General features: G+C 59.2%; 22 protein-coding genes and 1 pseudogene. 7 read left to right on the forward strand and 16 right to left on the reverse strand.

The genetic code is table 11. The features are described from left to right. Window positions 1–9: 9 nt before the first annotated feature. Complete coding sequence (locus KI811_RS05485; protein ID WP_214185468.1) at window positions 10–717, forward strand: TonB family protein; 708 nt, start codon at window positions 10–12, stop codon at window positions 715–717. Between the two features lie 89 nt (window positions 718–806). On the opposite strand, the gene KI811_RS05490 is transcribed toward KI811_RS05485, so the two are convergent. From KI811_RS05490 to KI811_RS05505, 4 genes are all read right to left on the reverse strand, one after another. Next, window positions 807–2813, reverse strand: coding sequence for a tetratricopeptide repeat protein (locus KI811_RS05490; RefSeq protein ID WP_214185469.1), 2007 nt, complete (start codon window positions 2811–2813; stop codon window positions 807–809). 112 nt (window positions 2814–2925) lie between these two features. Continuing rightward, complete coding sequence (locus KI811_RS05495) at window positions 2926–4860, reverse strand: transglutaminase TgpA family protein (RefSeq protein WP_214185470.1); 1935 nt, start codon at window positions 4858–4860, stop codon at window positions 2926–2928. Continuing rightward, complete coding sequence (locus KI811_RS05500; RefSeq protein WP_343213590.1) at window positions 4847–5620, reverse strand: DUF58 domain-containing protein; 774 nt, start codon at window positions 5618–5620, stop codon at window positions 4847–4849. The genes KI811_RS05495 and KI811_RS05500 overlap by 14 nt, the downstream gene beginning before the upstream one ends. 89 nt (window positions 5621–5709) lie before the next feature. Next, window positions 5710–6651 carry an AAA family ATPase gene (locus KI811_RS05505; protein ID WP_214185471.1) on the reverse strand — a complete coding sequence of 314 codons (942 nt, stop codon included), beginning with the start codon at window positions 6649–6651 and terminating at the stop codon, window positions 5710–5712. A 165-nt stretch (window positions 6652–6816) separates the two neighbouring features. Here KI811_RS05505 and thrC point away from each other — a divergent pair, with 165 nt between their 5' ends. Next, the gene (gene thrC, locus KI811_RS05510; protein WP_214185472.1) at window positions 6817–8202 is read left to right on the forward strand and encodes a threonine synthase; all 1386 of its coding nucleotides are present in this window, start codon (window positions 6817–6819) and stop codon (window positions 8200–8202) included. Window positions 8203–8228: 26 nt separating this feature from the next. Continuing rightward, a complete protein-coding gene (locus tag KI811_RS05515) occupies window positions 8229–8915 on the forward strand; it encodes an HAD family hydrolase (protein ID WP_214185473.1) in 687 nt (228 codons plus the stop codon). A gap of 55 nt (window positions 8916–8970) precedes the next feature. Here the strand turns inward: KI811_RS05515 and KI811_RS05520 are convergent, their stop codons facing one another. The 9 genes and pseudogenes from KI811_RS05520 to KI811_RS05560 all read right to left on the reverse strand — a co-directional run. Further along, on the reverse strand, window positions 8971–10281 hold the full coding sequence (locus tag KI811_RS05520; protein WP_214185474.1) for a homoserine dehydrogenase: 1311 nt from the start codon (window positions 10279–10281) through the stop codon (window positions 8971–8973). 48 nt (window positions 10282–10329) lie between these two features. Then, window positions 10330–10746 carry a transcription antitermination factor NusB gene (gene nusB, locus KI811_RS05525; RefSeq protein ID WP_214185475.1) on the reverse strand — a complete coding sequence of 139 codons (417 nt, stop codon included), beginning with the start codon at window positions 10744–10746 and terminating at the stop codon, window positions 10330–10332. Next, complete coding sequence (ribH, locus tag KI811_RS05530) at window positions 10746–11213, reverse strand: 6,7-dimethyl-8-ribityllumazine synthase (protein WP_004511437.1); 468 nt, start codon at window positions 11211–11213, stop codon at window positions 10746–10748. Before ribH ends, nusB begins: the two co-directional genes overlap by 1 nt. A gap of 23 nt (window positions 11214–11236) precedes the next feature. Further along, the gene (locus KI811_RS05535; RefSeq protein ID WP_214185476.1) at window positions 11237–12439 is read right to left on the reverse strand and encodes a bifunctional 3,4-dihydroxy-2-butanone-4-phosphate synthase/GTP cyclohydrolase II; all 1203 of its coding nucleotides are present in this window, start codon (window positions 12437–12439) and stop codon (window positions 11237–11239) included. A gap of 40 nt (window positions 12440–12479) precedes the next feature. Beyond that, on the reverse strand, window positions 12480–13130 hold the full coding sequence (locus KI811_RS05540) for a riboflavin synthase (protein WP_214185477.1): 651 nt from the start codon (window positions 13128–13130) through the stop codon (window positions 12480–12482). Continuing rightward, window positions 13112–14224, reverse strand: coding sequence for a bifunctional diaminohydroxyphosphoribosylaminopyrimidine deaminase/5-amino-6-(5-phosphoribosylamino)uracil reductase RibD (ribD, locus tag KI811_RS05545; protein WP_214185478.1), 1113 nt, complete (start codon window positions 14222–14224; stop codon window positions 13112–13114). Before ribD ends, KI811_RS05540 begins: the two co-directional genes overlap by 19 nt. Before the next feature lie 3 nt (window positions 14225–14227). After that, window positions 14228–14680 (reverse strand): transcriptional regulator NrdR, encoded by a 453-nt coding sequence (nrdR, locus tag KI811_RS05550; protein ID WP_004511441.1) that lies wholly within the window; start codon window positions 14678–14680, stop codon window positions 14228–14230. Next, window positions 14677–15141, reverse strand: coding sequence for a deoxycytidylate deaminase (locus KI811_RS05555; RefSeq protein WP_214185479.1), 465 nt, complete (start codon window positions 15139–15141; stop codon window positions 14677–14679). Before KI811_RS05555 ends, nrdR begins: the two co-directional genes overlap by 4 nt. Before the next feature lie 76 nt (window positions 15142–15217). After that, a pseudogene (locus tag KI811_RS05560) lies at window positions 15218–15538 on the reverse strand (peptide chain release factor-like protein); the annotation flags it as partial. Window positions 15539–15682: 144 nt separating this feature from the next. On the opposite strand from KI811_RS05560, the gene KI811_RS05565 reads away from it, so the two are divergent. Both KI811_RS05565 and KI811_RS05570 read left to right on the forward strand, forming a co-directional pair. Next, window positions 15683–16228 (forward strand): HD domain-containing protein, encoded by a 546-nt coding sequence (locus tag KI811_RS05565; RefSeq protein WP_214185481.1) that lies wholly within the window; start codon window positions 15683–15685, stop codon window positions 16226–16228. 103 nt (window positions 16229–16331) lie between these two features. Continuing rightward, window positions 16332–17789 carry an RtcB family protein gene (locus KI811_RS05570; RefSeq protein ID WP_214185482.1) on the forward strand — a complete coding sequence of 486 codons (1458 nt, stop codon included), beginning with the start codon at window positions 16332–16334 and terminating at the stop codon, window positions 17787–17789. Between the two features lie 15 nt (window positions 17790–17804). On the opposite strand, the gene KI811_RS05575 is transcribed toward KI811_RS05570, so the two are convergent. Beyond that, window positions 17805–18260: a YaaR family protein gene (locus KI811_RS05575; RefSeq protein ID WP_214185483.1), complete on the reverse strand. Its 456-nt coding sequence runs from the start codon at window positions 18258–18260 to the stop codon at window positions 17805–17807. Between the two features lie 3 nt (window positions 18261–18263). Beyond that, window positions 18264–18542 carry a hypothetical protein gene (locus KI811_RS05580; RefSeq protein ID WP_246551387.1) on the reverse strand — a complete coding sequence of 93 codons (279 nt, stop codon included), beginning with the start codon at window positions 18540–18542 and terminating at the stop codon, window positions 18264–18266. Window positions 18543–18852: 310 nt separating this feature from the next. Here KI811_RS05580 and KI811_RS05585 point away from each other — a divergent pair, with 310 nt between their 5' ends. After that, a complete protein-coding gene (locus tag KI811_RS05585; protein WP_214185485.1) occupies window positions 18853–19944 on the forward strand; it encodes a phosphotransacetylase family protein in 1092 nt (363 codons plus the stop codon). A 21-nt stretch (window positions 19945–19965) separates the two neighbouring features. Then, window positions 19966–20397, forward strand: a complete 432-nt coding sequence (locus KI811_RS05590; protein ID WP_214185486.1) for an archease — start codon at window positions 19966–19968, stop codon at window positions 20395–20397. Here the strand turns inward: KI811_RS05590 and KI811_RS05595 are convergent. Continuing rightward, window positions 20394–23012: a cation-translocating P-type ATPase gene (locus KI811_RS05595; RefSeq protein WP_214185487.1), complete on the reverse strand. Its 2619-nt coding sequence runs from the start codon at window positions 23010–23012 to the stop codon at window positions 20394–20396. The two genes, KI811_RS05590 and KI811_RS05595, sit on opposite strands and share 4 nt — an antisense overlap.

Consider the following 23012-nt stretch of genomic DNA (forward strand, 5'->3'; position numbering starts at 1 on the left):
AGCTTACCGATGGAGCATCACCCGCACTTGCACAGGCCCGCCAGGAACCTGTTCGCCGGGACGTTAGTCCTCTCGCTGGCGCTACACCTCTCTTTTGCCGTACTCGCATCACTCTTCCCCGGCCGTCTTGCCGGTCTCACGCCAGAGTCGATCGTCATGGTGGATCTTACGGATGCCGCCACACAACTGACAAAGCCCCCCGTGAGAGCACCCGCCGTTCAACGCCCTGTCTCGCCGGCCCAGAAACAGATGGTACTCCCCACGCCTGAAGAAAAAGCCTTTCCCGCGCCTTCGCCGACGCCCGTGGAGGAACTCTCTCCTCCGGTGCCCCCTCAAACCAGTGCTTCTTCCCTTTCTGTCGGCCTTGCCCGAGGATTTTTCAGGAGCCTTGCCGACGGAGAAACTCTGCGCGGCGATGTGCGGGAGTACTATTTTGAGCTTGTGGAGCGGGTTAACGAACAGTGGTGGGATGCGGCGAACGGTACTGGCATGGAACCGGGACGGCAGGAGGCCCTCGTTACAATTACCGTGAGAAAGAACGGGGAACTTCTGGATGTGCGGCTGATTAGAAGCTCAGGCAATGATCAGTACGACAGGCTGATCATGGATACCCTTCAGGCAGCGTCCAATCTCCCCCCGCTGCCGGACAGCTACCCCGGGGAGTTCTTTCAGGCCCCCTTGCGCCTCATGGCCCCTCGAGGCCTCCTCTTTTCGTAACAACTGAGGCTCTTGAAAAAAATTGATTAGCGGGAGCTTCAACTTTCTGTCTTCTCCCAAGAGCCCACTCAACAGAAAAGGAGCGTGAATTACCCCGCCCCTTCCTCTACCTCGTCGAGATCCAGCAGTTCCAAATCGGCTGTGTCGTGGGTATCGCCGTCCGATCGAAGGTTGGCGATCTTCTGCGCGACGTCCCGAAAACCGGGGTTGAGCGCCAAAGCCTCGCGGTAGCCTGCCAGGGCACGGTTCCTATCTCCGATCATTTCGTAGAGAAGTGCCAGTTCATAGGTCAGGCAGAGTCTCTCCTCGCGGTTAAGGCCCTCCACGGCGAGCCCTGAGCGGAAATACTCCTCGGCTTTGGCCGGATCCCCCTTCTCACGAGAACAGATCCCCTGAAGGGTGATACAGTCTGCAAGGCGGCGCTGATCACGGGAGGCAGACTGGAATTCAACTATTGCGTCGTCGAAAAGCCCCATCTCTTTGTAGGCAATGCCGAGACTGTAGTGCGATTCGGTGTCATCCTGGGTGAGTTGTTCGCCGACCCCCTTCTTGAAGGCGGAAAAGAGGCCGTCGAGGCCATATTTGTCCGGCTTTGGCATCGGCGAGTCGAGGGGCGGAGGAGGAATGACATCCTCCAGTTCACCATCGGTGAAATCAAGGGAAAACCCCTCGGAGAAAGTAGTTTCTCCGGGCTTATCCATGGCACTGTCAGGTGCCTCGTCGAGCCAGTCGGGAGTAATCGACGAAAAATCGGCTAATTCTACTTCTACCTCGCGGGTCTCTTCCTCCGGCGAGTCATCAAACCTGATAGAACCCTCGTCGGCTTCCGAGAGGCTCACCCCCTCATTGTGCAGAAACGACGGAGACTCGGAAGTCTCCCCTTCGGTTGTCCGATTCCCCTCGATAGAGGCACCATCACTGTCAAAGGAGATGTCGATCTCCTCTTCCCATGGAATGTCTTCGGCAGGGGGTTCTTCCATGACAGAATCCGCCTCTTCGGGCTGAGGAGCAAAATCCGCTTCTTCCGGTTCTACCACCTCCGGCACCTGTTCAACCGCAGGTTCGGTCGCACTGGCAGGCTCATCAATACCCGCTGCCCCGCGAATTCTCTGGAGCCCCTCGACGATGGCGGGATGATCGGGCGAAAGATCCCTGAACGAGAGATAGAACTGCTCAAGGGTTTCCGGTTCCGCCCTTATGAGTTCCGGCTCAACGTGGCGAAGCACCCGAACTGCTTCATCAACATTCCCTTCAGCTTTCAGGCTGAAAAGGAAGCCCTTGATGGCCGTGATCTCACCCGGAAATCGCTTGATTATCTGACCATAGGCCCCCTTGACCATGGCTGGATCAGCCACCGCACGTGCTGCGTCCGCCAGCAGGTAGAGCGCTTTGGGGTTCCACCGGTCGTCGCCGACGATCTGTTTGAGCAGGGGAATAGCAGCGGTTGCCTTTCCGTCCCTGATCTGATTTTCCGCAACAGTGAGAAGAAAGTCCTTACGGTCGGGAAACAGGCTTGCTATCCGTTCGCAGACGCGTGCGTAAGCCGCATTGTCTCCCTTCGACCTGAGTTCCCGGGCCAGTTCCGTGTAGTCATGATAGGCATCGTCAATCAAGTTTGCCCGGTGTCGCGTCTCGGCAAGTTTGAGCCGAATATTCAGATTATCCCGGTCGGCTGCAAGCATCTTTTCAAGAACAGCAACAGCGTCCATGAAGCGGTTGCTCCGCTCGTAGTGATCGAAAACGAATTTGTATTCCGCAAGGGCATTGCCGATGAGACCCTGTTTTTCGTTGAGGGAGCCGAGGGTGAGGGAAATGTCCAGGTTGGAGGGGGTAAGCTTCTGAATCTGCTTGTAGACGGCAATCGCCTTGAGATAGAAGCCGTTGTCCGAATAGTATTTGCCAATGACCTCGAATTCCTTGAGCGCGTCATCTTTGCGGTTTGCGCGCACCAGTAACTCGGCGTACTTCTGGCGGACCCGTACGTCTTTCGGATCAATGGCGACCGCTTGCTCATATTCCCGGAGAGCGCGGTCCAGCTGACCCTTCACCAGGAATTTTTGTGCGTTGTCGAGGAATTTGTCTTTCTTGGAACTCAAAGCCTATCCGGATCCAGCCGTGATTTGCTAACGAATATCGTTTGTAAACTAAAGGAAACAGGACACCTTGTCAAGGTATATGAACCGCCCGAAACTACCTGAAATCAGTGTATCAGCCTTGCTTGTCAAGCTCCGTCCGCCTCCCGTCGCCGATAGTATTGATGATCTGTTTAAGCTGCCGGCATTCTTCTCTGGATAGCCGTCGGTCCCGATAGATTGCTCCACTCCAAATATCCACAAAAACGGCTACTGCCGGGTCATCCACCATATGCGAGAGCTCATGAAGTCCTCGCGACCGATGATTGCGAGGGATTCCATAAACCTTCTCGACCCTGACAAGGAAATTCCGCAGGATGCGCTCTTCCGGAGTCCTTCCGCTTCGAGCCGTAAACCACCAGGCGAAGAGCGCCAGGACTGCGGCAAGGGCAAATACCCGCGGAAGCAGATGGGGATCAAGGGCAAGGGAGAGCCCCTTGAACTGTCGGTTTGCACGACGGACGAAGTCAACCTGTTTCTGGAGGTCATAGGTAATAACCGCCTGATTCCAGTACCAGGTGAAGGAATCCACCAGACCCGCTACCTTCGCGGCAAGACCGCGGCTGGATGCTGTGGTGCGATCAAAGTTGGATGCGAAAGAACTCGGATCGACCCTCACCCACCCCTTTCCCTTAACAAACGCCTCAACCCAGACATGGGCCCGGTCTTCGGTGACCGCGTAGTATCCGCCCACCTCGTTATAGTCCCCGCCGTAATACCCACCAACAAGGCGCGACGGAATCCCTGAAAGACGAAGAAGGGTAGCGAAGGAAGACGCAAAGAATTCGCAGTGGCCGGTCCGGCTTACGAACAAAAAGGCATCCACCGGGTCGGCAGTGACGGCAAGGCCGCTGGTGGCGTACCGAAAGGCCTGTTGCCTGAACCATGTCTCGACGCGGTTCAACCGCTCCTCATCGGTCGGGTTGCCGGCCGTGAACTCCCCAGCCAGGGCAGCGATCCGAGCGGAAACCCGTCCGGGGATGCGAAGGTAGTGAGATTGGTCAATTCCCCGGGGCACGGGAATTGCGCCGGTGAGCACCGACCTCGCCTCGTAGCGGATCCGACCGCTCCCCGACGGTCGCCGGGTGAAGGTGAAATCGGCGTCCTGGCTTGCCCTCACGCCGTCAATCCGGAGCGGTACGTCCAAGGCCAGGAGATAGCTGTTTCGTGACGGTTCAGGGTAAACAACCTGACGGATTGCTTTTCCACGGGGAGTGGCGGAAACTTCAACGAGGTGCTTTCCACTCCGCACCCAGGTGGCGCCGGAGATGGTGTCGAAAACAATTCCCCGCCAGTAGAGATCATTTCGGCCAAGCTGTTCACATTCGGCCCGGAAGGCAACGGTCTTCACGTCGCCGATGCTCGACGCCTTCCCCGGTTCGACCCGGTCGCTGAAGCCGGTTGCCCGCTCACCCGGCACATTGAGAAAGTTAAGGAGAGGATACTGGGTTCGGGGGAGAATGGCGAAGAAGATCAGGAGCAGGGGCAACGAGGCCACGGGCATGGCAAGGGCCACGCCAACCACCCGCCGCAAGCTCTGCCGCGTAAGTCGCAGGCGAGCATCCATAGAATGAAAGGTAAGAAGGACAAGGGAAACGGCGATCAGGCCCAACTGGAGGAAGAGGTAGACAAGGAAGATGGCGCTCAGGCTGAAGAGGGACGAACTGGCCAGGGCGAAAAGGGCAAGGGCAAAGATCTGGAGGAGGTTGCGGGGGCTCTTCTCATTCACGAGGCGGACAGAGAGAAGCACCACGAGAAAATTGACCACCGGTGCTGCGGGGGTTGCCATGCTGAGCTGCATGAAGTAGACGATAAAAAAGGTCACGGTAACAGCAGTAGAAGGTATACCAGTAAACGGATACGTACCTTTTTTATCCAGATAAATCCCGACTGCGAGAGCCATCGGAAAGGCGAGCCGCACCGCGAGATCCACGTGGGGAGCCACCGGCAGGTAGCCGAGAACAGCAACCGCGTACGAAAGGACAGATATAAGGGAACTAACGGGAACCATGGAGAGCGAGCTCCGTGAGGAGCTTGAGCCGGTGCAAGCGGGAGGTATCGGGTCCGATAACCTTAGCGCCGGTGACAAGTCCCACCGGACGGTTTGCCCTGATGGAGCGGTTCACGACCCAGGCTCCGCACGAAAGCCTATCGTCCAGACTCTGGCCCGGGAGTTGTGCAATATCGATCATGAGAGGAACGTCGGCCAGAGAGGTCAGCTGTTTCACCTTGAGATTCTCGTGGCGGGCCGAGAGGCGCCAATGGACCAGTTTCAGCGGTTCGACACCCGTGTAGTCGGCGATGGTCTCCATTTCCCCCTCGTAGCCCCGTCCTCGGCTCCGGGCGGCTCCCCTGCTCCGTGCATCTGCCGGACCTTCCGGCGGCCCGCAGGGGTGAGGCCGAGGAAAGACGATGCAGCGGGCATCGAGTGGAAGTGTCGTGCTCCTGATAAAGAAATTTATCGGGAACGGTGAACTGACCACAGCCTGAATGAGTTCTTTCCGTCCCCTCCCTTTGAACGTCATCGCCAGGGTGCCGGATTCGGTGGCACCCCGCTCCACCAGGTGAAAATCGGCGCGGGCCTCTTCCACTCCAATCCGCAACAGAAACGAGGGGAGTAACCGCTTGCGGTTTTCCACCATCAGCGTCACGTAGGTCTCCTGGCCGTCGTAGATCTCGTCGGGAAGACGGACCGCAACGCCAAGATACCGGATATTGAGCCAGCCGAGAATGCCGGAGACAGTCATGAAGCCGAGCAGGGCCGACACCACGAGGAAAAGGAGATTGTTCCCCGTATTGACCGCGGCGAAACCGAGCAGGAGCGTGATGGCGATATAGGCGGCGCCGGCCCGCGTGAGCTTCAGGCCAGCGGAACCGGGATGGTGTTCAGGACGGCGTTTAATAGCTCCCCCTTGTCCAGGTTGTCGTTCTCCATGGTGAGGATGAGGCGGTGGGCACCCACTGGTGCGGCAATGGCCTTCACATCCTCGGGAATCACGTAGTCTCGCCCCTCCAGATAGGCGTGGGCCTTGGCGGTTTCGGCCATGCCGATGGCCCCCCGGGTGGAAATCCCCGAGGAGATGGCCGGATGGCTCCGCGTTGCGGCAACAATGGCATAGAGGTAATCAACGACCGCGTCAGAGAGATAGACCCCCTCCTTCACGGCACGCTGGGCCTCGGCGATGTCATTAGCCGAAACGAGCGGTTCAAGACTCTGGATCCCATCCCGGATACTCCCCCCCTTGATGATCGCCTTCTCGATAATGTCGGGGGGATAGCCAATGCCGCTTCTGACCATGAATCGGTCGAGCTGGGACTCGGGAAGCGGATAGGTTCCCACCTGCTCCACGGGGTTCTGGGTGGCTATAACAAGAAACGGTCCCGGCAGATGGTGGGTCGTCCCTTCCACAGTCACTTTCCGCTCTTCCATGGCCTCCAGAAGCGCGCTCTGGGTCTTGGGCATGGCCCGGTTGATCTCGTCCACGAGAACCACGTTGTTGAATATCGGACCGGGGACAAAGGTGAAGCGGCTCTCATCGCGATTAAAGATGGAAAGCCCCGTGATGTCGGTGGGAAGGAGGTCGCTCGTGCACTGGACCCGGCCAAAGGAGAGCCCCAGCGCCTTGGCCAGGGCCAGTGCCAGGGTCGTCTTCCCGAGGCCGGGAATATCCTCAAGAAGGATGTGTCCGCCGGAAAGAAGGGCGATGACCGACAGCCGAACCGCCCGCACCTTTCCCTTCAGGTAATGGGTAGCCAGGGTATCGATGACATGGAGCATCTCGGCCCGTTTCGCAAGATTCATAGTGGGTGCCTTTCGGGCGAAAAGTGCTTTAACGCAGACAATAGTACCATACTCCCGAGATCAGCGGAAAGACACTAGACTGGAACGGTCCGCCCCTTCCCTTTTCACGGGATTGCTGGTAAGATGCTTCGACTTTACACAACTAATCATGGAGATTGATAAAGCATGAATTATATCAGCACCCGGGGAACCATCGCCCCCATCGGATTCAAGGACGCAGTCATGATGGGGCTCGCCACCGATGGCGGGCTTCTGCTGCCGGAGCTCATCCCGGCCCTCGACCGGAAAACGCTCGAATCGTGGCGTACACTCTCCTACCAGGATTTGGCCTTCAACGTGATCGCCCTCTTCGCCGACGACATCCCGCCGAAGGACCTGAAGGATCTCATCGATCGCTCCTACGCCACCTTCTCCCATCCGGAGATTACGCCGGTGGTGAAAAAGGACGGCGTCCACATCCTGGAGCTCTTCCACGGGCCAACCCTTGCCTTTAAGGACGTGGCGCTGCAGCTTCTCGGCAACCTCTTCGAGTATCTGCTGAAGGAGCGCGGAGAAAAGATGAACATTGTCGGCGCCACCTCGGGCGACACCGGCAGCGCAGCCATCTACGGCGTCCGGGGGAAGGACAAGATCAACATCTTCATTCTCCATCCCCACGGCAAGACCTCGCCGGTGCAGGCCCTCCAGATGACCACGGTGCTCGATCCGAACGTGCACAATATTGCCGCGCGGGGGACCTTCGACGACTGCCAGAACATCGTGAAGAGCCTCTTCAGCGATCTCCCCTTCAAGGAGAACTATTCCCTGGGCGCCGTCAACTCCATCAACTGGGCCCGGGTGCTGGCCCAGGTGGTTTACTACTTTTACGCCTACTTCCGAGTGGCCGAAACCTTCGGCCGGGAAGTGGTCTTCTCGATCCCGACCGGCAACTTCGGCGACATCTTCGCCGGTTACGTGGCAAAGCGGATGGGTCTACCGATCAAGCGGCTCATCCTGGCCACCAACGAGAACAACATCCTCACCCGCTTCATCAACGGGGGGGACTATTCCCTCGGAGACGTGGTGGCAACCGTGTCCCCGTCCATGGACATCCAGCTAGCCTCCAACTTCGAGCGGTATGTCTACTATCTCTTCGGCGAGAACCCCGGCCGGGTCCGGGAGGCGTTCGCCGCCCTCCCCATCAAGGGGCGGATCGACTTCACCGAGTCCGAGATGGAGAAAGTGCGGGATGAGTTCCTCTCACGCTCGGTGAACGAGGACGAGACCATTGCAACCATCGCCTCCTTTCACCGGGAGACCGGCTACATCCTCGACCCCCACACGGCTGTCGGCGTCAAGGCGGCCCTTGAACTGGTGCAGGACGGTACTCCTGCCGTCTGCCTCGCCACAGCCCATCCGGCCAAGTTTGCCGATGCGGTGGTCCGGGCCGTGGGTTTCGAACCTCCCCGACCACCTTCCCTAGAAGGAATCGAATCCCTTCCAAGCCGATGCGACGTGCTCGATGCGGACCGCGAAGCCATTAAGTCGTTCATCGAGGAAAAGGCCCTGTAGGGCCTTTTCCTTTTGAACCTATCCCCATGATCATTGACTGGAATCAAATTGATACGGTGCTCCTCGACATGGACGGCACTCTCCTGGACCGCCATTTCGACGACCATTTCTGGCTTGAGCACGTGCCGAAACGCTACGCGGCCAAGAACGGCATCCCCCTCGATGTTGCCAAGAAGTCCCTCTACGCCCTGTTCCGCTCCCAGGAGCAGACCCTCAACTGGACCGATCTCGACTACTGGTCCGACCGCCTCGGCCTCGACATCCCGCTCCTGAAGCTCGAAGTGGAGCACCTCATCGCCGTCCATCCCGGCGTGGTGGAATTTCTCCTGTTTCTCCGGCAGCACAACAAGAGAATCTGGCTGGTGACCAACGCCCACGGCAAGACCCTCGATATCAAGATGCGCAAGACCCGCCTCGGCCCCTACTTCACTGGCATCGTTTCGGCCCACCACATCGGACTCCCCAAGGAGGATGTGGCCTTCTGGGGAACGCTCCAGAAGACCGTCCCCTACGACCCCGCCCGTACCATGCTCGGCGAGGACAGCGAAACAAACCTCGGCACGGCTGAGGCCTTCGGTATCAGCCACCTCATCTACGTGAGCCGTTACAGCTCGACGGTTCCTCCCCTCCCTTCGGAGCGGTTCGCATCGATCCACTTCTTCAACCAGCTCATCCCCTCGCCCGGAGCCGCATCGGTAAGCCTCAAGGCATGAAAAAAAGGCGGCCATTCCGGGCCGCCTTTCACGTTTCACTGCAGTAGCTCTTCGTCTATTCCAGATTGTCCTCGATCCGGATGACTTGGCTCTTCTGGGTTATGATGTCGAAGGTATCGATCTCGTCGAGGGCCGTCCGCACATCGCTTTCCCTGGCCTCATGGGTCATGATGACGATGGGAACCTCCTCGCCGGCCATGCGTCCGCTCTGAACCATGGACTCAATGCTGATGTTGTACTTGCCGAGAATCCCCGAGATTCTCGCCAGAACACCGGGCCTGTCCACGGCGCTGAAGCGGATGTAGTACTTGCTCTCGATTTCCCCCATGGGCTTGAGCGGCAGAGTGGCGACCGCCTCGTCACGGTAGCCGAGCGGAGCGCAACGACGCCCGATGCCCGCCACGATGTTGCGGGAGACCTCGATGATATCACCAACAACGGCGCTGGCGGTCGGGTCCATGCCGGCGCCGCGGCCGTAGAACATAACCGGGCCGATGAAATCGCCGGTGAAACGGATGGCATTGAAGGCTCCATCCACGTCGGCCAGCGGATTGTTGACCGGGATCATGGTCGGGTGGACACGGGCCTCCACCCGGTCGCCGTCCCGCTTGCCGATAGCCAGGAGCTTGATTTTGTACCCGAAGTCCCGGGCAAACTTGATGTCAACAGAGGAGAGGGAACTGATTCCTTCCGTGTGGATGTCGCTGAAGTTGACCCGGGTACCGAAGCAGAGGGAAACGAGAAGCGCCAGCTTGTGGGCCGTGTCCACCCCCTCGATGTCGAAGGTTGGGTCAGCCTCGGCGTAACCGAGCTCCTGGGCCTTCTTGAGAACGTCGGCGAAGTCCACCCCCTCCTTGGTCATGCGGGTAAGTATGTAGTTACAGGTTCCGTTCAGTATACCGAAAACAGTGGAAAAATTATTGGCTGCCATATTCCCGCGAATGGCGGAAATGACCGGAATGCCCCCCCCGACCGCTGCCTCGAAGAGAACCTCGACCCCCTTGCGGGCTGCAGCAGGATAGATCTCTTCACCGTGGAGAGCCAGAAGCGCCTTGTTGGCGGTGACGACGTGCTTGCCATTTTCGATGGCCTTGAGCACGAAACGCTTGGCAGGCTCGTAACCGCCGATCAATTCGATCACAACACTGATCTCCGGATCGGTAAGCACCTCATCGGCGTTGGTGGTGAGAACCCCTGCCGGAAGGGCAATGCCCCGGTCGGTAGTTACTTCGAGGTCGGCGATCTTTTTAAGGGTAATCCGGGCGCCCACCTTGGCGGCGATCAGATCGGCATTGGTCATGAGTAACTTGGCGACCCCCGTACCAATGGTCCCCAGGCCGAGAAGGCCCACCTTTATCTCGTTCATACGTCCTCACTCAGGTATGGAAATGACTCGGTGCAGTGGATGGATCCCCTACCCCTTGTCGGGTAGGGTCGAGGCGATCTCATCGAGAATGCCGTTGATGAAGGCCGACGAATCCTCGGTGCCGAATTTCTTCGCCACTTCGATGGCCTCGTTGATGGTGACGTTCTTGGGGATGTCGTCACGATAGAGGAGCTCGTAAACCGCGAGCCGGAGAATGTTGAGATCCACCTTCGCCATGCGGGAGATGGCCCAGTTTTTCGACTTTTCGGTTATCGTTGCGTCGATAGTTTCGCGGTGCTCAAGAACACCACGAACCAGTTCGTCGGAAAAAGCCCGCCCCGCAGCGGTCCCCGGCTCTGCCTCGTCAAAGACCATCTCAAGGAGCGAGGAGGCCTCGCCCACAGCATAATCGCGGGAATAGAGAAGCTGAAGGGCGATCTCCCTTCCGAGGCGTCGGGCACCCACTAGCGGAACTCCCGGAAGACGCGAACGGTTTCGATGGCAGTCATGGCGGCATCGAAGCCCTTATTGCCGGCCTTGGTGCCTGCCCGCTCCACGGCCTGCTCGATGGTGTCGGTGGTGAGCACGCCGAAGGAAACCGGAACGCCTGTTTCCAGCGACACGTGAGCAACCCCCTTGGAGACCTCGGCCGCCACGTAGTCAAAGTGGGGGGTCGACCCCCTGATCACGGCGCCCAGACAAATGATGGCGTCATAGCTCCCTGTCTGGGCCATTTTCTTGGCGGTCAGGGGAATCTCGAAAGCGCCGGGCACCCGGGCCACATCGATGGTCGCCTCGTCTGCTCCGTTACGGACCAGGGCATCGAGGGCCCCCTCCAGAAGGCGTTCGCCAATGAAGCTGTTGAAGCGGCCCACGATGATGCCGAACTTGAGCCCCGTGGCATCCAGTTTTCCTTCAATAAATCGCGGCATGATGTATTCCTCCTCGCCGTATCTCAGATATTTTCCAGCAGGTGTCCCAGCTTCTCGCGTTTTGTCTTCAGATAACCGACATTGCTCCCCGTGGCGGGAATCTCAATGGGTACCCGTTCCACAATATTGATTCCGTATCCCTGGAGGCCGATCAGCTTCCGGGGGTTGTTGGTCATGAGGCGAATGTTCTTGATCCCCAGATTCACGAGGATCTGGGCGCCGATGCCGTAGTCGCGCATGTCGGGCTTGAAGCCGAGCTCCAGGTTAGCCTCAACAGTATCCTTCCCCTGGTCCTGAAGGGCATAGGCCTTGAGCTTGTTGAACAGGCCGATTCCCCGCCCCTCCTGGCGCATGTAGAGGATAACCCCTTTCCCCTCGGCCTCAATCATTTCCATGGCCCGGTGAAGCTGGCCGCCGCAGTCGCACCGGAGACTCCCGAAAACGTCGCCGGTCATACACTCGGAGTGGACCCGGACAAGCACCGGTTCGTCACCGCTGATCTCTCCCTTCACGAGTGCCAGGTGCTCCAGCTTGTCCACATCGTTTTCGAAGGCGATGGCCCGGAACTCACCAGCTTCGGTGGGGAGTTCCACGTCTGCAGCCCGGCGGACCAGGGACTCGTGCTTGAGCCGGTAGGCGACCAGATCGGCAATGGTGCAGATCTTGACCCCGTGCTCCCTGGCGAATTTCTTCAGTTGCGGCATCCGGGCCATGGTGCCGTCGTCGTTCATGATCTCGCAGATGACGCCAGCCGGCTTGAGGCCTGCAAGACGAGCCAGATCCACAGACCCTTCGGTCTGCCCCGCCCGGACGAGAACACCTCCATTGCGGGCCCGCAGCGGGAATATGTGGCCGGGGCGGGCAAGATCATCCGGTTTCGTGTCATTGGCCACGGCGGTGAGGATCGTATGGGCACGGTCAGCGGCGGAGATGCCGGTGGTCACTCCCCGTTTTGCCTCAATGGAGACGGTAAAGGCGGTGCCGAAGGACGAGGTGTTGTCGGACACCATGAGCGGCAGCCTGAGGTAATCGCACCGATCCGAGGTCATGGTGAGACAGATGAGGCCACGGCCATGCTTTGCCATGAAATTAATCGTTTCGGGGGTGATCATTTCGGCAGCCATGGTGAGGTCGCCCTCGTTCTCGCGGTCCTCGTCATCCACGAGAATGATCATTTTCCCCTGCTTGATGTCCTCTATCGCTTCTTCTATTTTCGCAACCGGCATTGTCGACTCCGTTCATGAGAAGTAATAACGATGTTATATCTCATAGAAAACCGCTCTTTGCAAGAAGTTCAAGGGTAAGCCCTCCGTCCTCCCGCACTGTGGAGCCGAAGGCAAGAAGGCGTTCGACATATTTACCCAGTATGTCTGTTTCGATATTAACCCGTCCACCCGGCTTCATGCCGTTCAAGGTGGTCATTGCGGCGGTATGGGGGATGATATTGACCGAAAAACCGCTATCAGTGACGGTGTTAACCGTAAGACTGATTCCGTCGATGGTGACCGAACCCTTGGCCACCAGATAACGGGCGAATTGGCCGGGAATGCGGAAACCGAAGACAATGTTGCCGGCAACCTCGCGCCGCTCGGAGACATCGGCGACAAAGTCCACATGGCCGGTAACGATGTGGCCACCAAGACGGTCGCCCAGGCGCAGTGCCCTTTCCAGGTTCACAGGAGCACCGGTGCCGAGGGTGCCAAGGGTGGTCCGCTCCAGGGTTTCCGGGGAGGCGTCAAAGGTGAGCTCGCCCCCTCCCTTTGCCACTAACGTGAGGCAGGCGCCGTTCACCGCCACCGAATCGCCGAGAGTGACGGAATCCAGCGGAAGTTTCGTGGCAACGGTGAGCCGAGCCGCAGCCCCTGCCCGTTCAAGCCTTCTTACCGATCCAACGTTTTCTATGAGCCCGGTAAACATGGTTCCTCCGGATAAGCCTCGATCATCACATCACCGCCGAAGCGCCGGACGTTTACATCCTTCAACCGGCGGCACCCATTCATCCTCTCGGCCGACGGGCCGCCAAAAAGCCCCAAACCATCGGCTCCCCCCAAAAATTTGGGGGCATAGAAGAGGACGCATTTGTCGATGAGCCCGGCTCGAAGCGCCTCGCCAGCCAACTCGCTCCCCCCTTCGAGAAGGATTGACTGCACTCCCCGGGCACCAAGTCGGGCAAGGAGATCACGCAGATCGACGCGTCCCAGTTCCGCACGGCAACGGAGCACTTCGGCACCAGCGGATTCCAGCTGGGCGATCCGATTTCGGTCTTCCGAGACGGTGGCAATGACGGTCCCCGCCGGAGACTCCTGGCAAAGCATCCGGGCGCCAGCAGGGATCCTGAGGGAGCTGTCGACCACGACCCGGAGGGGATCCCGCCCCCGCGTGATTCGAGCCGTCAGCTGGGGATCATCGGCCAGGACGGTGCCGACACCGACCAGTATCGCATCGACCGTTGATCGAAGCCTATGGACATACTGCCTTGATGTTTCGTTGGTTATCCAGCGAGAATCCCCCTTAGCGGTGGCGGTCTTGCCGTCCATTGTCATGGCCGCCTTGAGGATCACATAGGGAAGCCCGGTGGTCACGTGTTTGACAAACGGTTCGTTAAGCCGGCGACACTCCGCCTCCAGCATCCCAATAACTACCTCGATGCCGGCAGACCGGAGCCGCCCGATGCCGCGCCCGGAAACCTTCGGATTCGGGTCCACCATGCCGACAAACACACGCCCCACTCCCGCGTCAACAAGGGCGTCGGCGCACGGCGGGGTCTTGCCGAAGTGTGAACAGGGCTCCAGGGTCACGTAGACATCGGCGCCCCGGGCACGTTCACCGGCCTGCCGCAGGGCATGGACCTCGGCGTGGGGGGTGCCGGCCTTGCGGTGCCACCCTTCGCCGACCACAACCCCGTCCCGCACGATGACACACCCCACCGCCGGGTTCGGAGACGTTTTACCCGTTCCCCGCCGCGCCAGTGTCAAGGCACGCCTCATGATTCTTTCGGGAGTCATATCCATGGATTACTTCTTCAGGAGGTCCTGCAGTTCAGCCATGAACTCGTTCACGTCCTTGAAGGAGCGGTAGACGGAGGCAAAGCGGACATAGGCCACCTCGTCGATGTCATGGAGCTCGGTCATGACCCACTCGCCGATAGTAGTGCTGGGAACTTCCTTCTCGCTCCATTCTTGAAGCCGCCCTTCGAGCCGGTCCACGAGACGATCGACGGTCTCACGCGAAACCTGGCGCTTCTCGCACGCCTTCAGGATGCCGCCGACGATCTTCATTCGATCAAAGGGCTCGCGGCGGCCATCTTTTTTCAGGACCAGGGGAAGGGTTTCCTCAATCCGCTCATGGGTGGTGAAGCGCTTAGCGCATGATTCACACTCGCGCCGACGCCGGATGGCAGCCCCACCCTTATCGGGGCGGGAGTCAACGACCTTGCTGTCCGGATGGGCGCAAAAGGGGCATTTCACGGGGTTTCCCCCCTTATGTCACCAAATTTTTCCACCACGACCCCCGATTCGCCAACCATCTCTCGAGCCAGTTCGTCCGAGTAGCCCTCTTCGTAGACAACGCGGCGGATGCCGGCGTTGATGAGCATCTTCGAACAGATGATGCACGGCATGGTGGTGCAGTAAAGGGTGCCGCCATCGATGTTGGTGCCGTGCTTGGCCGCCTGGATGATGGCGTTCTGCTCGGCATGCAACCCGCGGCAGAGTTCGTGTCGCTCGCCCGACGGAATGCCGAGTTTGGCCCGAAGACATCCCACCTCGAGGCAGTGAGCAACGCCTGATGGGGCGCCGTTGTAGCCCGTGGCCAGAATGTTCTTGTCCTTCACGATAACCGCGCCGACTTGCCGGCGCAGACAGGTGGAACGCTTGGCAACCAGATGGGTGATTTCCATGAAATATTCGTCCCAGGTGGGTCGGGTCATGGGGGCTCCGTGGGGTAAAGTGGTGGGCAAGAATACCCGACAAACGCCGCAAGGTCAAGGAATTAGCCAAATACGGCTAATCCTCTAAAGGAGTTCTCAGGCGTTTGGTCAGGGAGCGCCGTTTCTTCTCTTCGATCCGCTTCTCTTTCTGGCTGCGGGGAACCGTGGTTGCCACCCGCTTCTTGGCCCGCCGTGCACGACGCGCCAATGCCTGACGCAGGCGCTCCAGGGCAAGCTCACGGTTGCGGGCCTGGGAACGGTTTTCGCACGCCTGAACCACGATACCGGTGGGAAGGTGCCGAATACGTACGCAGGTTTCAGTCACGTTGCGGTGCTGCCCCCCGGGACCCGAACCTCGGTAGTACTCGATTTTCAGGTCAGCTTCTCGTATCTCGATCATTGCCATCCTTTCACGGGAGACAAAGTTTACCTCCGGAATCTATGCATTGGGTTATCGCCAGCCATGACGGTGATGGAACTGGTTGACAGGCAATGCCGTGAAATTAAATAATAACCGCAATATCTTGCGGAGGCAAACACGATGGACATTGAAGAGATCCTGGCCCGTCATTTCGGCGATGCCGTGGCGGCCTGTGCCATAGTACTCGAACATAGCCGCATGGTGGCGAACAAGGCGGTCCGGATCGCCCGCTCCCTCGGCGACCCTTCCCTTGACCTGCGCTTTATCGAGGAGGCGGCACTGCTCCACGATATCGGCGTCTGCCGCACAAACTCCCCCGGCATCGGCTGTCCCGGGACCGCACCCTACATCCTCCACGGCATCATTGGCCGCGAGATACTTGAGGCCGAAGGATTGCCGCGCCACGCCCTTGTCTGCGAGCGCCACATTGGTGTCGGCCTCACCATCGAGGACATCAGGAACCAGGAGCTTCCCCTCCCCCTGCGGGACATGGTGCCCCTTTCACGGGAGGAGAGGATCGTCTGTTATGCCGACTTGTTCTACTCCAAAAAAGGCGATGCGCTCCGCCGGGCAAAGGACCCCCACGAAATCAGGAAAGGCCTTCGCAGACACGGGGAGCACCGCGTGGCGGTCTTTGAAGAATGGTTTCTGGAATTCGGCGCATGACATATACTTTCATACTTACCTACACACCCCGCTACCCCTCTTGCCCAAGCAAATGATGCTCCCCGTGGTATAGTTTTCCAAGTCCGCGAAAGGAGGTCAGGTCATGCCCGTACCATCGGCCCTCAAGAGGATAACTGACACCACCTGGGAGCTTCCCGTTTCCTATAAACCCGGCATGCTGGTTCCGGCCAGGATATTTGCCACGGAGAAACTGATCACCGCCATGGACGCCGGGGTCTTTGACCAGGTGTCAAACGTGGCCTGTCTCCCCGGAATCCAGAAGTACGCCTTCTGCATGCCCGACGGCCACTGGGGGTATGGGTTCCCCATCGGCGGACTGGCCGCCATGGATCCGGAAACCGGCGTCATCTCGCCCGGCGGTATCGGCTTCGACATCAACTGCGGCATGCGGCTCGTCCTCACCAATCTAACCGAGGACGAGGTCAAGCCACGCCTCAGGGAGCTGGTGGACGCCCTCTTCTACCGTGTGCCGGCGGGTGTGGGGAGCCACGGTTTCGTCAGCCTTTCCCACGATGAATTCTGTACCGTTGCCGAGCAGGGGTCTCGCTGGTGCCTGAAGAGAGGGTTCGCCTGGCCCGAGGACTTGGAGATGACCGAGGAAGGTGGCTGCTTTCAGGGCGCCGACGCTTCAAAGATCAGTCACAAGGCCATCGACCGGGGGTATAACCAGATCGGCACCCTTGGGTCTGGCAACCATTATCTGGAGATCCAGGTGGCCCGGCCGGAGAATATTTATAACGAGGAACTTGCCAGGGCCTTCGGCATCACCATCCCGAACCAGGTGGTGATCATGTTCCACTGCGGCAGCCGGGGTTTCGGGCATCAGGTGGCCACCGACTACCTGCAGCTCTTTCTGTCGGTCATGGAGCGAAAATACGGCATCACCGTCAACGACCGTGAACTGGCCTGCGCGCCGTTCCGCTCCCAGGAGGGGCAGGACTACTTCGCCGCCATGAAGTGCGCCGTCAACATGGCCTTTGCCAACCGGCAGGTGATCCTCCACCGCATCCGCGAGGTCTTTTCCGACATCTTCGGCCGCGACCCCGCCGATCTTGGAATGGAGATGGTCTACGATGTGGCACACAACACCGCAAAGCTGGAAACCCACGTGGTAGACGGACGAAAGCGCGCGCTCCTCGTTCACCGCAAGGGGGCGACCCGCGCATTCGGTCCCGGCATGGAGGGGATACCCGAGCGGTACCGGGAAACTGGCCAGCCGGTCATTATCGGCGGAAGCATGGAGACGGGTTCCTACCTTCTGGCGGGAGAGCCAGGGGGGAGCGAAACCTTCTTCACCACGGCCCACGGCAGTGGTCGGACCATGAGCAGGCACCAGGCCAAGAAGATGGTGAGGGGACAGAAGCTGCAGCGGGACATGGAGGAGCGGGGAATTTACGTGCGGACCGCTTCGTGGGGCGGGCTTGCCGAGGAGTCGGGACGGGCGTACAAGGACATCGACGACGTTGCCGAGGCGACGGAGCGGGCCCACCTGAGCCGGCGGGTCGTGCGGCTTCTCCCCATCGGCAATGTCAAGGGGTAGGTGCCAGCCGAACGATCAGGTGAGGAAATCGATGATCAGCCCCTTGAGTTCCATGATCTTGTTGGTGATCTTCAGGCGGTCCTTGTTTTCCGTCATGATGAGGCGCAGGAGGTTGTCCGCCTCCCGGTCGATTACCGTAATGATTTCGAAGCAACGGGGATTGAGAGACGTTCCCCCTACCCGCTCAAGGCGATAGGCGTTGGATGTCACCGTTTTGGCAAGGGTAGCGATGAGGTCGCGAAAGGTCCGGAAATTGGCTACGGTCGGCTCCCGCTCAAGGTCGGTACCGGCCCGGTCAATCTCTTCCTTCAGGTCCTGGAGTTGCTGTTCATAGGTGTCAAGCTCCGTCCGGCGCAGCGTCAGCGCCCGCACAAAGGGGGAATTGGCTTCGCCGCCACCCGCCCGCACGAGCGTCCCCTTTTCTGCCTTCTTCCCGACATCCCGTGACGAAATTTTGTCATTTATCCGCATGAATCATTCCGTCCCTTGCCGGCTTTGCGAAATACGCTGCCAGGGGGAGTCAGGCAAGGCGAGACAGTTACCATCCCAAGCAAACGAGGTGATGACCTCCCGCTCATCGACACCGAAAATCCGTTCGCACTTGAGATTGACCGGCCCATTATAGGTGTACACGCCGCCCCGGTCCTCAAGCCAGTGATAATACTTGTTCCCGGCCATGTCGGCGGAAACGGACGAGGGGGGGCCGGCCTGCTCCATCAGCTCGTCGAGCCTGGCACCCTGCCAATCACTCAACTGCCCACGAACAGGCGAACAGCCAACCACAGCTAGAACCGCAGGAAGTAGCAAGAGTAGAGATTTCACAGGGCACCTTCCGGTAGAAATATCATGGATCGTTTTGCACAAAACAGGCCAAAGACATTAAGTAAAATATTGATTCGGCCGTTGCAATTCCATCACCCTGATTGCCCGGCAATACAAAGAGTTTTTTCTCTCGCCACCCGAATCTATAGTGTATACTCATCTTCACTTCGACAACGCTCGTTTTCGGGCACTAGGTACGCCTTGAATATCTGATGGAATTCAATTACCGCGGGGGAAACGGATGGCGAAGAGAGTCTTCATCGGCGCGACGGGACAGAACTGCGGTAAGACCACCATGAGCGTGTCACTCATGCACCTGGCACGCCAGAAATACAACAGAGTGGGCTTCATCAAACCCATCGGCCCCAAGATCGAGGGGTACAACGGCCTCACCGTCGACATGGACGCCATTCTCATGGCCAGAACCTTCGGGCTGGAGGAGGATCTTCCCCTCATGAACCCGGTTTCGCTCCACAAGAACTTCACCCGCGATTTCCTGAGCGGCAAGCTCGATTGCAATGTCCTCAAGACGAAGATTCTCGAAGCCTTCGAAATTCTCGACAAGAAATATGATTTCCTCATCATCGAAGGGGCCGGGCACGGCGGCGTCGGATCGGTCATCGGCCTCAGCAATGCCTGCGTTGCCCATACCCTCAACGCTCCGGTCATCATCGTAACCGACAGCGGCATCGGAAGCTCCATCGACGCGGTGCACCTGAATCTGGCGCTCTACGAGAAAGAGGATGCCGATGTCCGGATGATACTCGTCAACAAGCTCCGGGCCGACAAGCGGGAATCAATTCTCAGCTTCCTCGGCAAAGGTTTCCCGGGACGCACCCTCAAGATCAGCGGCGGCTTCAACTACTCCCCCATCCTGGCAAACCCTACCCTCTCCCACATCGGCAAGCTGCTCAATCTTCCGGTCCACGGCGACCCCGACGGGCAAAGCCGCATCATCCACCACATTCATTTGGGGGCCGCCTCTGCCCAGCGGGTGGTGGACGCCCTGCAGGAGTCGACCCTCATCGTCATAACCAGCTCCCGCGACGAGCTCATCGTCACCCTCTCCTCCCTCTATCACATCCCAGCTTTCCGGGAAAAGATCGTGGGGCTTGTCATCGCCGGCCACATACCCGCTTCGGAAATAAGCCAGCAAATTTTGGACGACAGCAATATCCCCTACATCAGGGTCCATGATTCCACGGCCAATGTCTTCACTACCCTCATGGAGGACGTGGCGAAGATCACCGCCGAGGACCAGGAGAAACTGAACTGGATCAGGGCCAACGCGGAGAACGAGATCGACTTCGAAGCGATCGACGCCCTTCTCTGAAACACTGTTTGGAATGGTCCCATGCCCTACCGTTACCTCCCCGACATCGCCACAGCGGACATCGCCTTCGAGGCCACCGGCACCACCCGGGAGGAGATGTTCGAGGCAGCAGCCGATGCCCTGACCAACGTCATGGTGGAGGATCTCACCACTGTCCGACCCTGTCGGGAGCTTGAAATCATCCTCGAAAACGAAGCTCTCGACCTCCTCCTCTTCTCTTTCCTGCAGGAACTCATCTACTATAAGGACGCCCGCAGGCTCCTTCTCCGGCCGGAAACCCTCACAATAGCCGACGAGGATGCCACCCTGAAACTCCGTACCGTGGTCCGGGGAGAAGAAATAGACCCCGACTGGCACCCCATGGTCGTAGATGTGAAGGCCGTCACCCTCCACCGATTCGCCGTCGAGCAACGAAACGGAATCTGGCGCGCAACCGTCGTCCTTGACATCTAATCTTTTCGCCGTTTCAGCCTTTTGATTACTTTAAGGAACTCAGAAGCCAGGATCATGCCGAGAGCCAGAACCACGGTAAGTGCGAGTGCCTCTCCGGAGAGGGGCGTCGTGTTAAATACCGGGTTCAGGATAGGCATATAGACAACCACCAGTTGGAGAAGGAAGGTGACAATGATCGCCCCGCAGAGGGGGAGGTTGGAGAAAAGGCCGATCCGGAAAAGAGAATGCCGGTCTGAGCGGACCGACAGAGCCACCGCCATCCGGTTCAGGACGAGAAAGGTGAATACCATGGTCTGCCAGGGGAGCCCCCGGCGCAAGGCAAAGGCCTGGAACGCCAGGGCAATGGCGCCGATGAGGAAACCGAAACCGAGCACGTAGTATCCACGGCCGGCAGAGAATATCCCTTCATCGGGATCCACCGGCGGACGCTTCATGACGTCCCGCTCGGCCGGTTCACCGGCAAGGGCCAACCCCGGCAGACTGTCACAGAGCAGGTTCAGCCAGAGGATCTGGATCGGCAATAGCGGCAACGGGAGTCCGAAAAAGGGGGCAAGGGTTATGGCCACCAGGGTGCCGGCATTGCTTGTGATCGAATAGATGATGAATTTCAAGATGTTGGCGTAGATCCGCCTTCCTTCCCGGACCGCCTTGACGATGGTGGCAAAGTTGTCGTCCAGAAGGATCATGGCCGAAGCCTCCTTGGCCACGTCGGTGCCGGTGATCCCCATGGCAATACCGATGTCAGCCCGCTTCAGGGCCGGGGCGTCATTCACCCCGTCGCCGGTCATGGCGACGAAGTGCCCCCTGTCCTGGAGGGCCTTGACGATCTTCAGTTTCTGCTCCGGCGCCACCCGGGCATAGACTCTGATATCCTCCACCCGTTGTTCGAACTCCTCCGGGGAGAGTTCCGCCAACTCGCGACCGGTGATCACTTCGCTCTCGTCATCAACAAGCGAAAGGCGCCGGGCGATGATCCGGGCCGTGAGAGGGTGGTCGCCGGTAATCATGACCGGCGTGATCCCGGCACCTCGGCAGTCGGTCACCGCCTCCGCAGCCTCATCCCGCGGCGGGTCCATCATCCCCACCAGTCCGAGAAAAATCAACTCCCTCTCCACACGGTCGCTCTTCAGACGGTCGGGAACCTGTTCCCAGTTCCGCATCGCCACGGCCAGGACCCGGAGCCCTTCCACCGCCATCTCCTCGCTCAGTCTGAGAATATTTTCGACATCAGGGACGCTCTCCTCCCCATTGACCAGCATTGCCGAGGATCTGTCGAGAATCGCCTCCACTGCGCCCTTGGTGTAGGAGACAAAACCTTCCCTCCGTCGGTGGAAGGTGGTCATGAGCTTGCGCTCTGAGTCAAAAGGGAGTTCCGCCACGCGGGGATGATATTCTTCGAGTTCGCTGCGGTCATAACCGCAGATGAGGGCAGCAGCCAAAAGGGCGGTCTCGGTGGGGTCTCCAAGGAGGTTCCCCTCGTTGTCGAGTCGTGCATCGTTGCAAAGGGCCAGGGCCATCACGAAGTGACGGCCAGTATCTTCCCCACCCATGGCGTCACAGGCCTCTGCAAGGGGCATAGTGACGCCGTTCATCGCCACCTTCTCCACGGTCATCCGGTTGAGGGTGAGGGTACCGGTCTTGTCGGAACAGATGTAGGTGACCGAGCCGAGGGTCTCCACCGCCGGAAGCCGCCGGATAAGGGCGTTCTGCCGGACCAATTTCCGGGCGCCCAAGGCAAGGGTGATGGTGACCACTGCGGGAAGTGCCTCGGGAATAGCCGCCACCGCCAGGGAAATGGCGGTGAGAAGCATGAGGAGTAGTGGCTCTCCCCGCAAATAGCCGAGGGTAAAGATGATGGCGCAGACAATGAGAATCGCCACCGCCAGGCGCTGGCCGAAAACGGCTAGCCGCTTCTGCAGCGGAGTTTTCGTCTCCTCCTCGTTCTGGAGCATGGTGGCAATCCGGCCCAGTTCCGAGCCCATTCCCGTGGCCACGGCAACACCCGCTCCCCGCCCGTAGGAGATGATGGTCCCTTTGTAGGCCATGTTGCGCCGATCCCCCAGAGAGAGTTCAGGGTCGGCAAGGGGTTCCGTCATCTTCTCTACCGGCAGGGATTCCCCCGTGAGGGCCGCCTCCACAGCCTTCAGATGGGCCGTCTCCACCAGCCGCAAATCGGCCGGAACGACGTTGCCCGCTTCCAGAAGCACCAGATCACCCGGCACGATATCCCTGGCAGGGATGGCAACCGGGCTCCCCTCCCGCACCACGGTGGCGCTGTTCCCCGCCATCTCCCGCAGGGCCGCCATGGCCCGTTCGGCCCGAAACTCCTGGACAAAGCCGATAAGGGCATTAAGGATGACAATGGCAATGATCGGCAGGGCGTCACTCAGGTGGCCGATAATGGCCGCAAGCGCCGCAGCGCCAAGGAGGATGAGAATCATGAAATCGGTGAACTGGGAGAGGACCATGGCGAAAGGAGTCCGGCGGACCTGTTCCTCCAGCTCGTTGGGGCCGATCTCAGCAAGACGTACTCGAGCCACCTCAACCGAAAGCCCCTCTGGGGAAGTGCCGAGTTCTGCCATGGCCTCGTCACTGGTTTTCAGGTGCCATGCCAT

The sequence above is a fragment of the Geobacter hydrogenophilus genome (genome assembly GCF_018501225.1).
In the GTDB taxonomy this organism is placed as follows: Bacteria; Desulfobacterota; Desulfuromonadia; order Geobacterales; family Geobacteraceae; genus Geobacter; species Geobacter hydrogenophilus.

Excerpts from the sequence above, each read along its gene's own strand:
- KI811_RS05485 (WP_214185468.1), top strand. The coding sequence starts at position 10 with ATGGAGCATCACCCGCACTTGCACAGGCCCGCCAGGAACCTGTTCGCC.
- KI811_RS05495 (WP_214185470.1), bottom strand. The coding sequence starts at position 4,860 with ATGGTTCCCGTTAGTTCCCTTATATCTGTCCTTTCGTACGCGGTTGCT.
- KI811_RS05505 (WP_214185471.1), bottom strand. The coding sequence starts at position 6,651 with ATGAATCTTGCGAAACGGGCCGAGATGCTCCATGTCATCGATACCCTG.
- thrC (WP_214185472.1), top strand. The coding sequence starts at position 6,817 with ATGAATTATATCAGCACCCGGGGAACCATCGCCCCCATCGGATTCAAG.
- KI811_RS05515 (WP_214185473.1), top strand. The coding sequence starts at position 8,229 with ATGATCATTGACTGGAATCAAATTGATACGGTGCTCCTCGACATGGAC.
- KI811_RS05520 (WP_214185474.1), bottom strand. The coding sequence starts at position 10,281 with ATGAACGAGATAAAGGTGGGCCTTCTCGGCCTGGGGACCATTGGTACG.
- ribH (WP_004511437.1), bottom strand. The coding sequence starts at position 11,213 with ATGCCGCGATTTATTGAAGGAAAACTGGATGCCACGGGGCTCAAGTTC.
- KI811_RS05535 (WP_214185476.1), bottom strand. The coding sequence starts at position 12,439 with ATGCCGGTTGCGAAAATAGAAGAAGCGATAGAGGACATCAAGCAGGGG.
- KI811_RS05540 (WP_214185477.1), bottom strand. The coding sequence starts at position 13,130 with ATGTTTACCGGGCTCATAGAAAACGTTGGATCGGTAAGAAGGCTTGAA.
- ribD (WP_214185478.1), bottom strand. The coding sequence starts at position 14,224 with ATGGATATGACTCCCGAAAGAATCATGAGGCGTGCCTTGACACTGGCG.
- KI811_RS05555 (WP_214185479.1), bottom strand. The coding sequence starts at position 15,141 with ATGACCCGACCCACCTGGGACGAATATTTCATGGAAATCACCCATCTG.
- KI811_RS05565 (WP_214185481.1), top strand. The coding sequence starts at position 15,683 with ATGGACATTGAAGAGATCCTGGCCCGTCATTTCGGCGATGCCGTGGCG.
- KI811_RS05570 (WP_214185482.1), top strand. The coding sequence starts at position 16,332 with ATGCCCGTACCATCGGCCCTCAAGAGGATAACTGACACCACCTGGGAG.
- KI811_RS05575 (WP_214185483.1), bottom strand. The coding sequence starts at position 18,260 with ATGCGGATAAATGACAAAATTTCGTCACGGGATGTCGGGAAGAAGGCA.
- KI811_RS05585 (WP_214185485.1), top strand. The coding sequence starts at position 18,853 with ATGGCGAAGAGAGTCTTCATCGGCGCGACGGGACAGAACTGCGGTAAG.
- KI811_RS05590 (WP_214185486.1), top strand. The coding sequence starts at position 19,966 with ATGCCCTACCGTTACCTCCCCGACATCGCCACAGCGGACATCGCCTTC.
- KI811_RS05595 (WP_214185487.1), bottom strand. The coding sequence starts at position 23,012 with ATGGCATGGCACCTGAAAACCAGTGACGAGGCCATGGCAGAACTCGGC.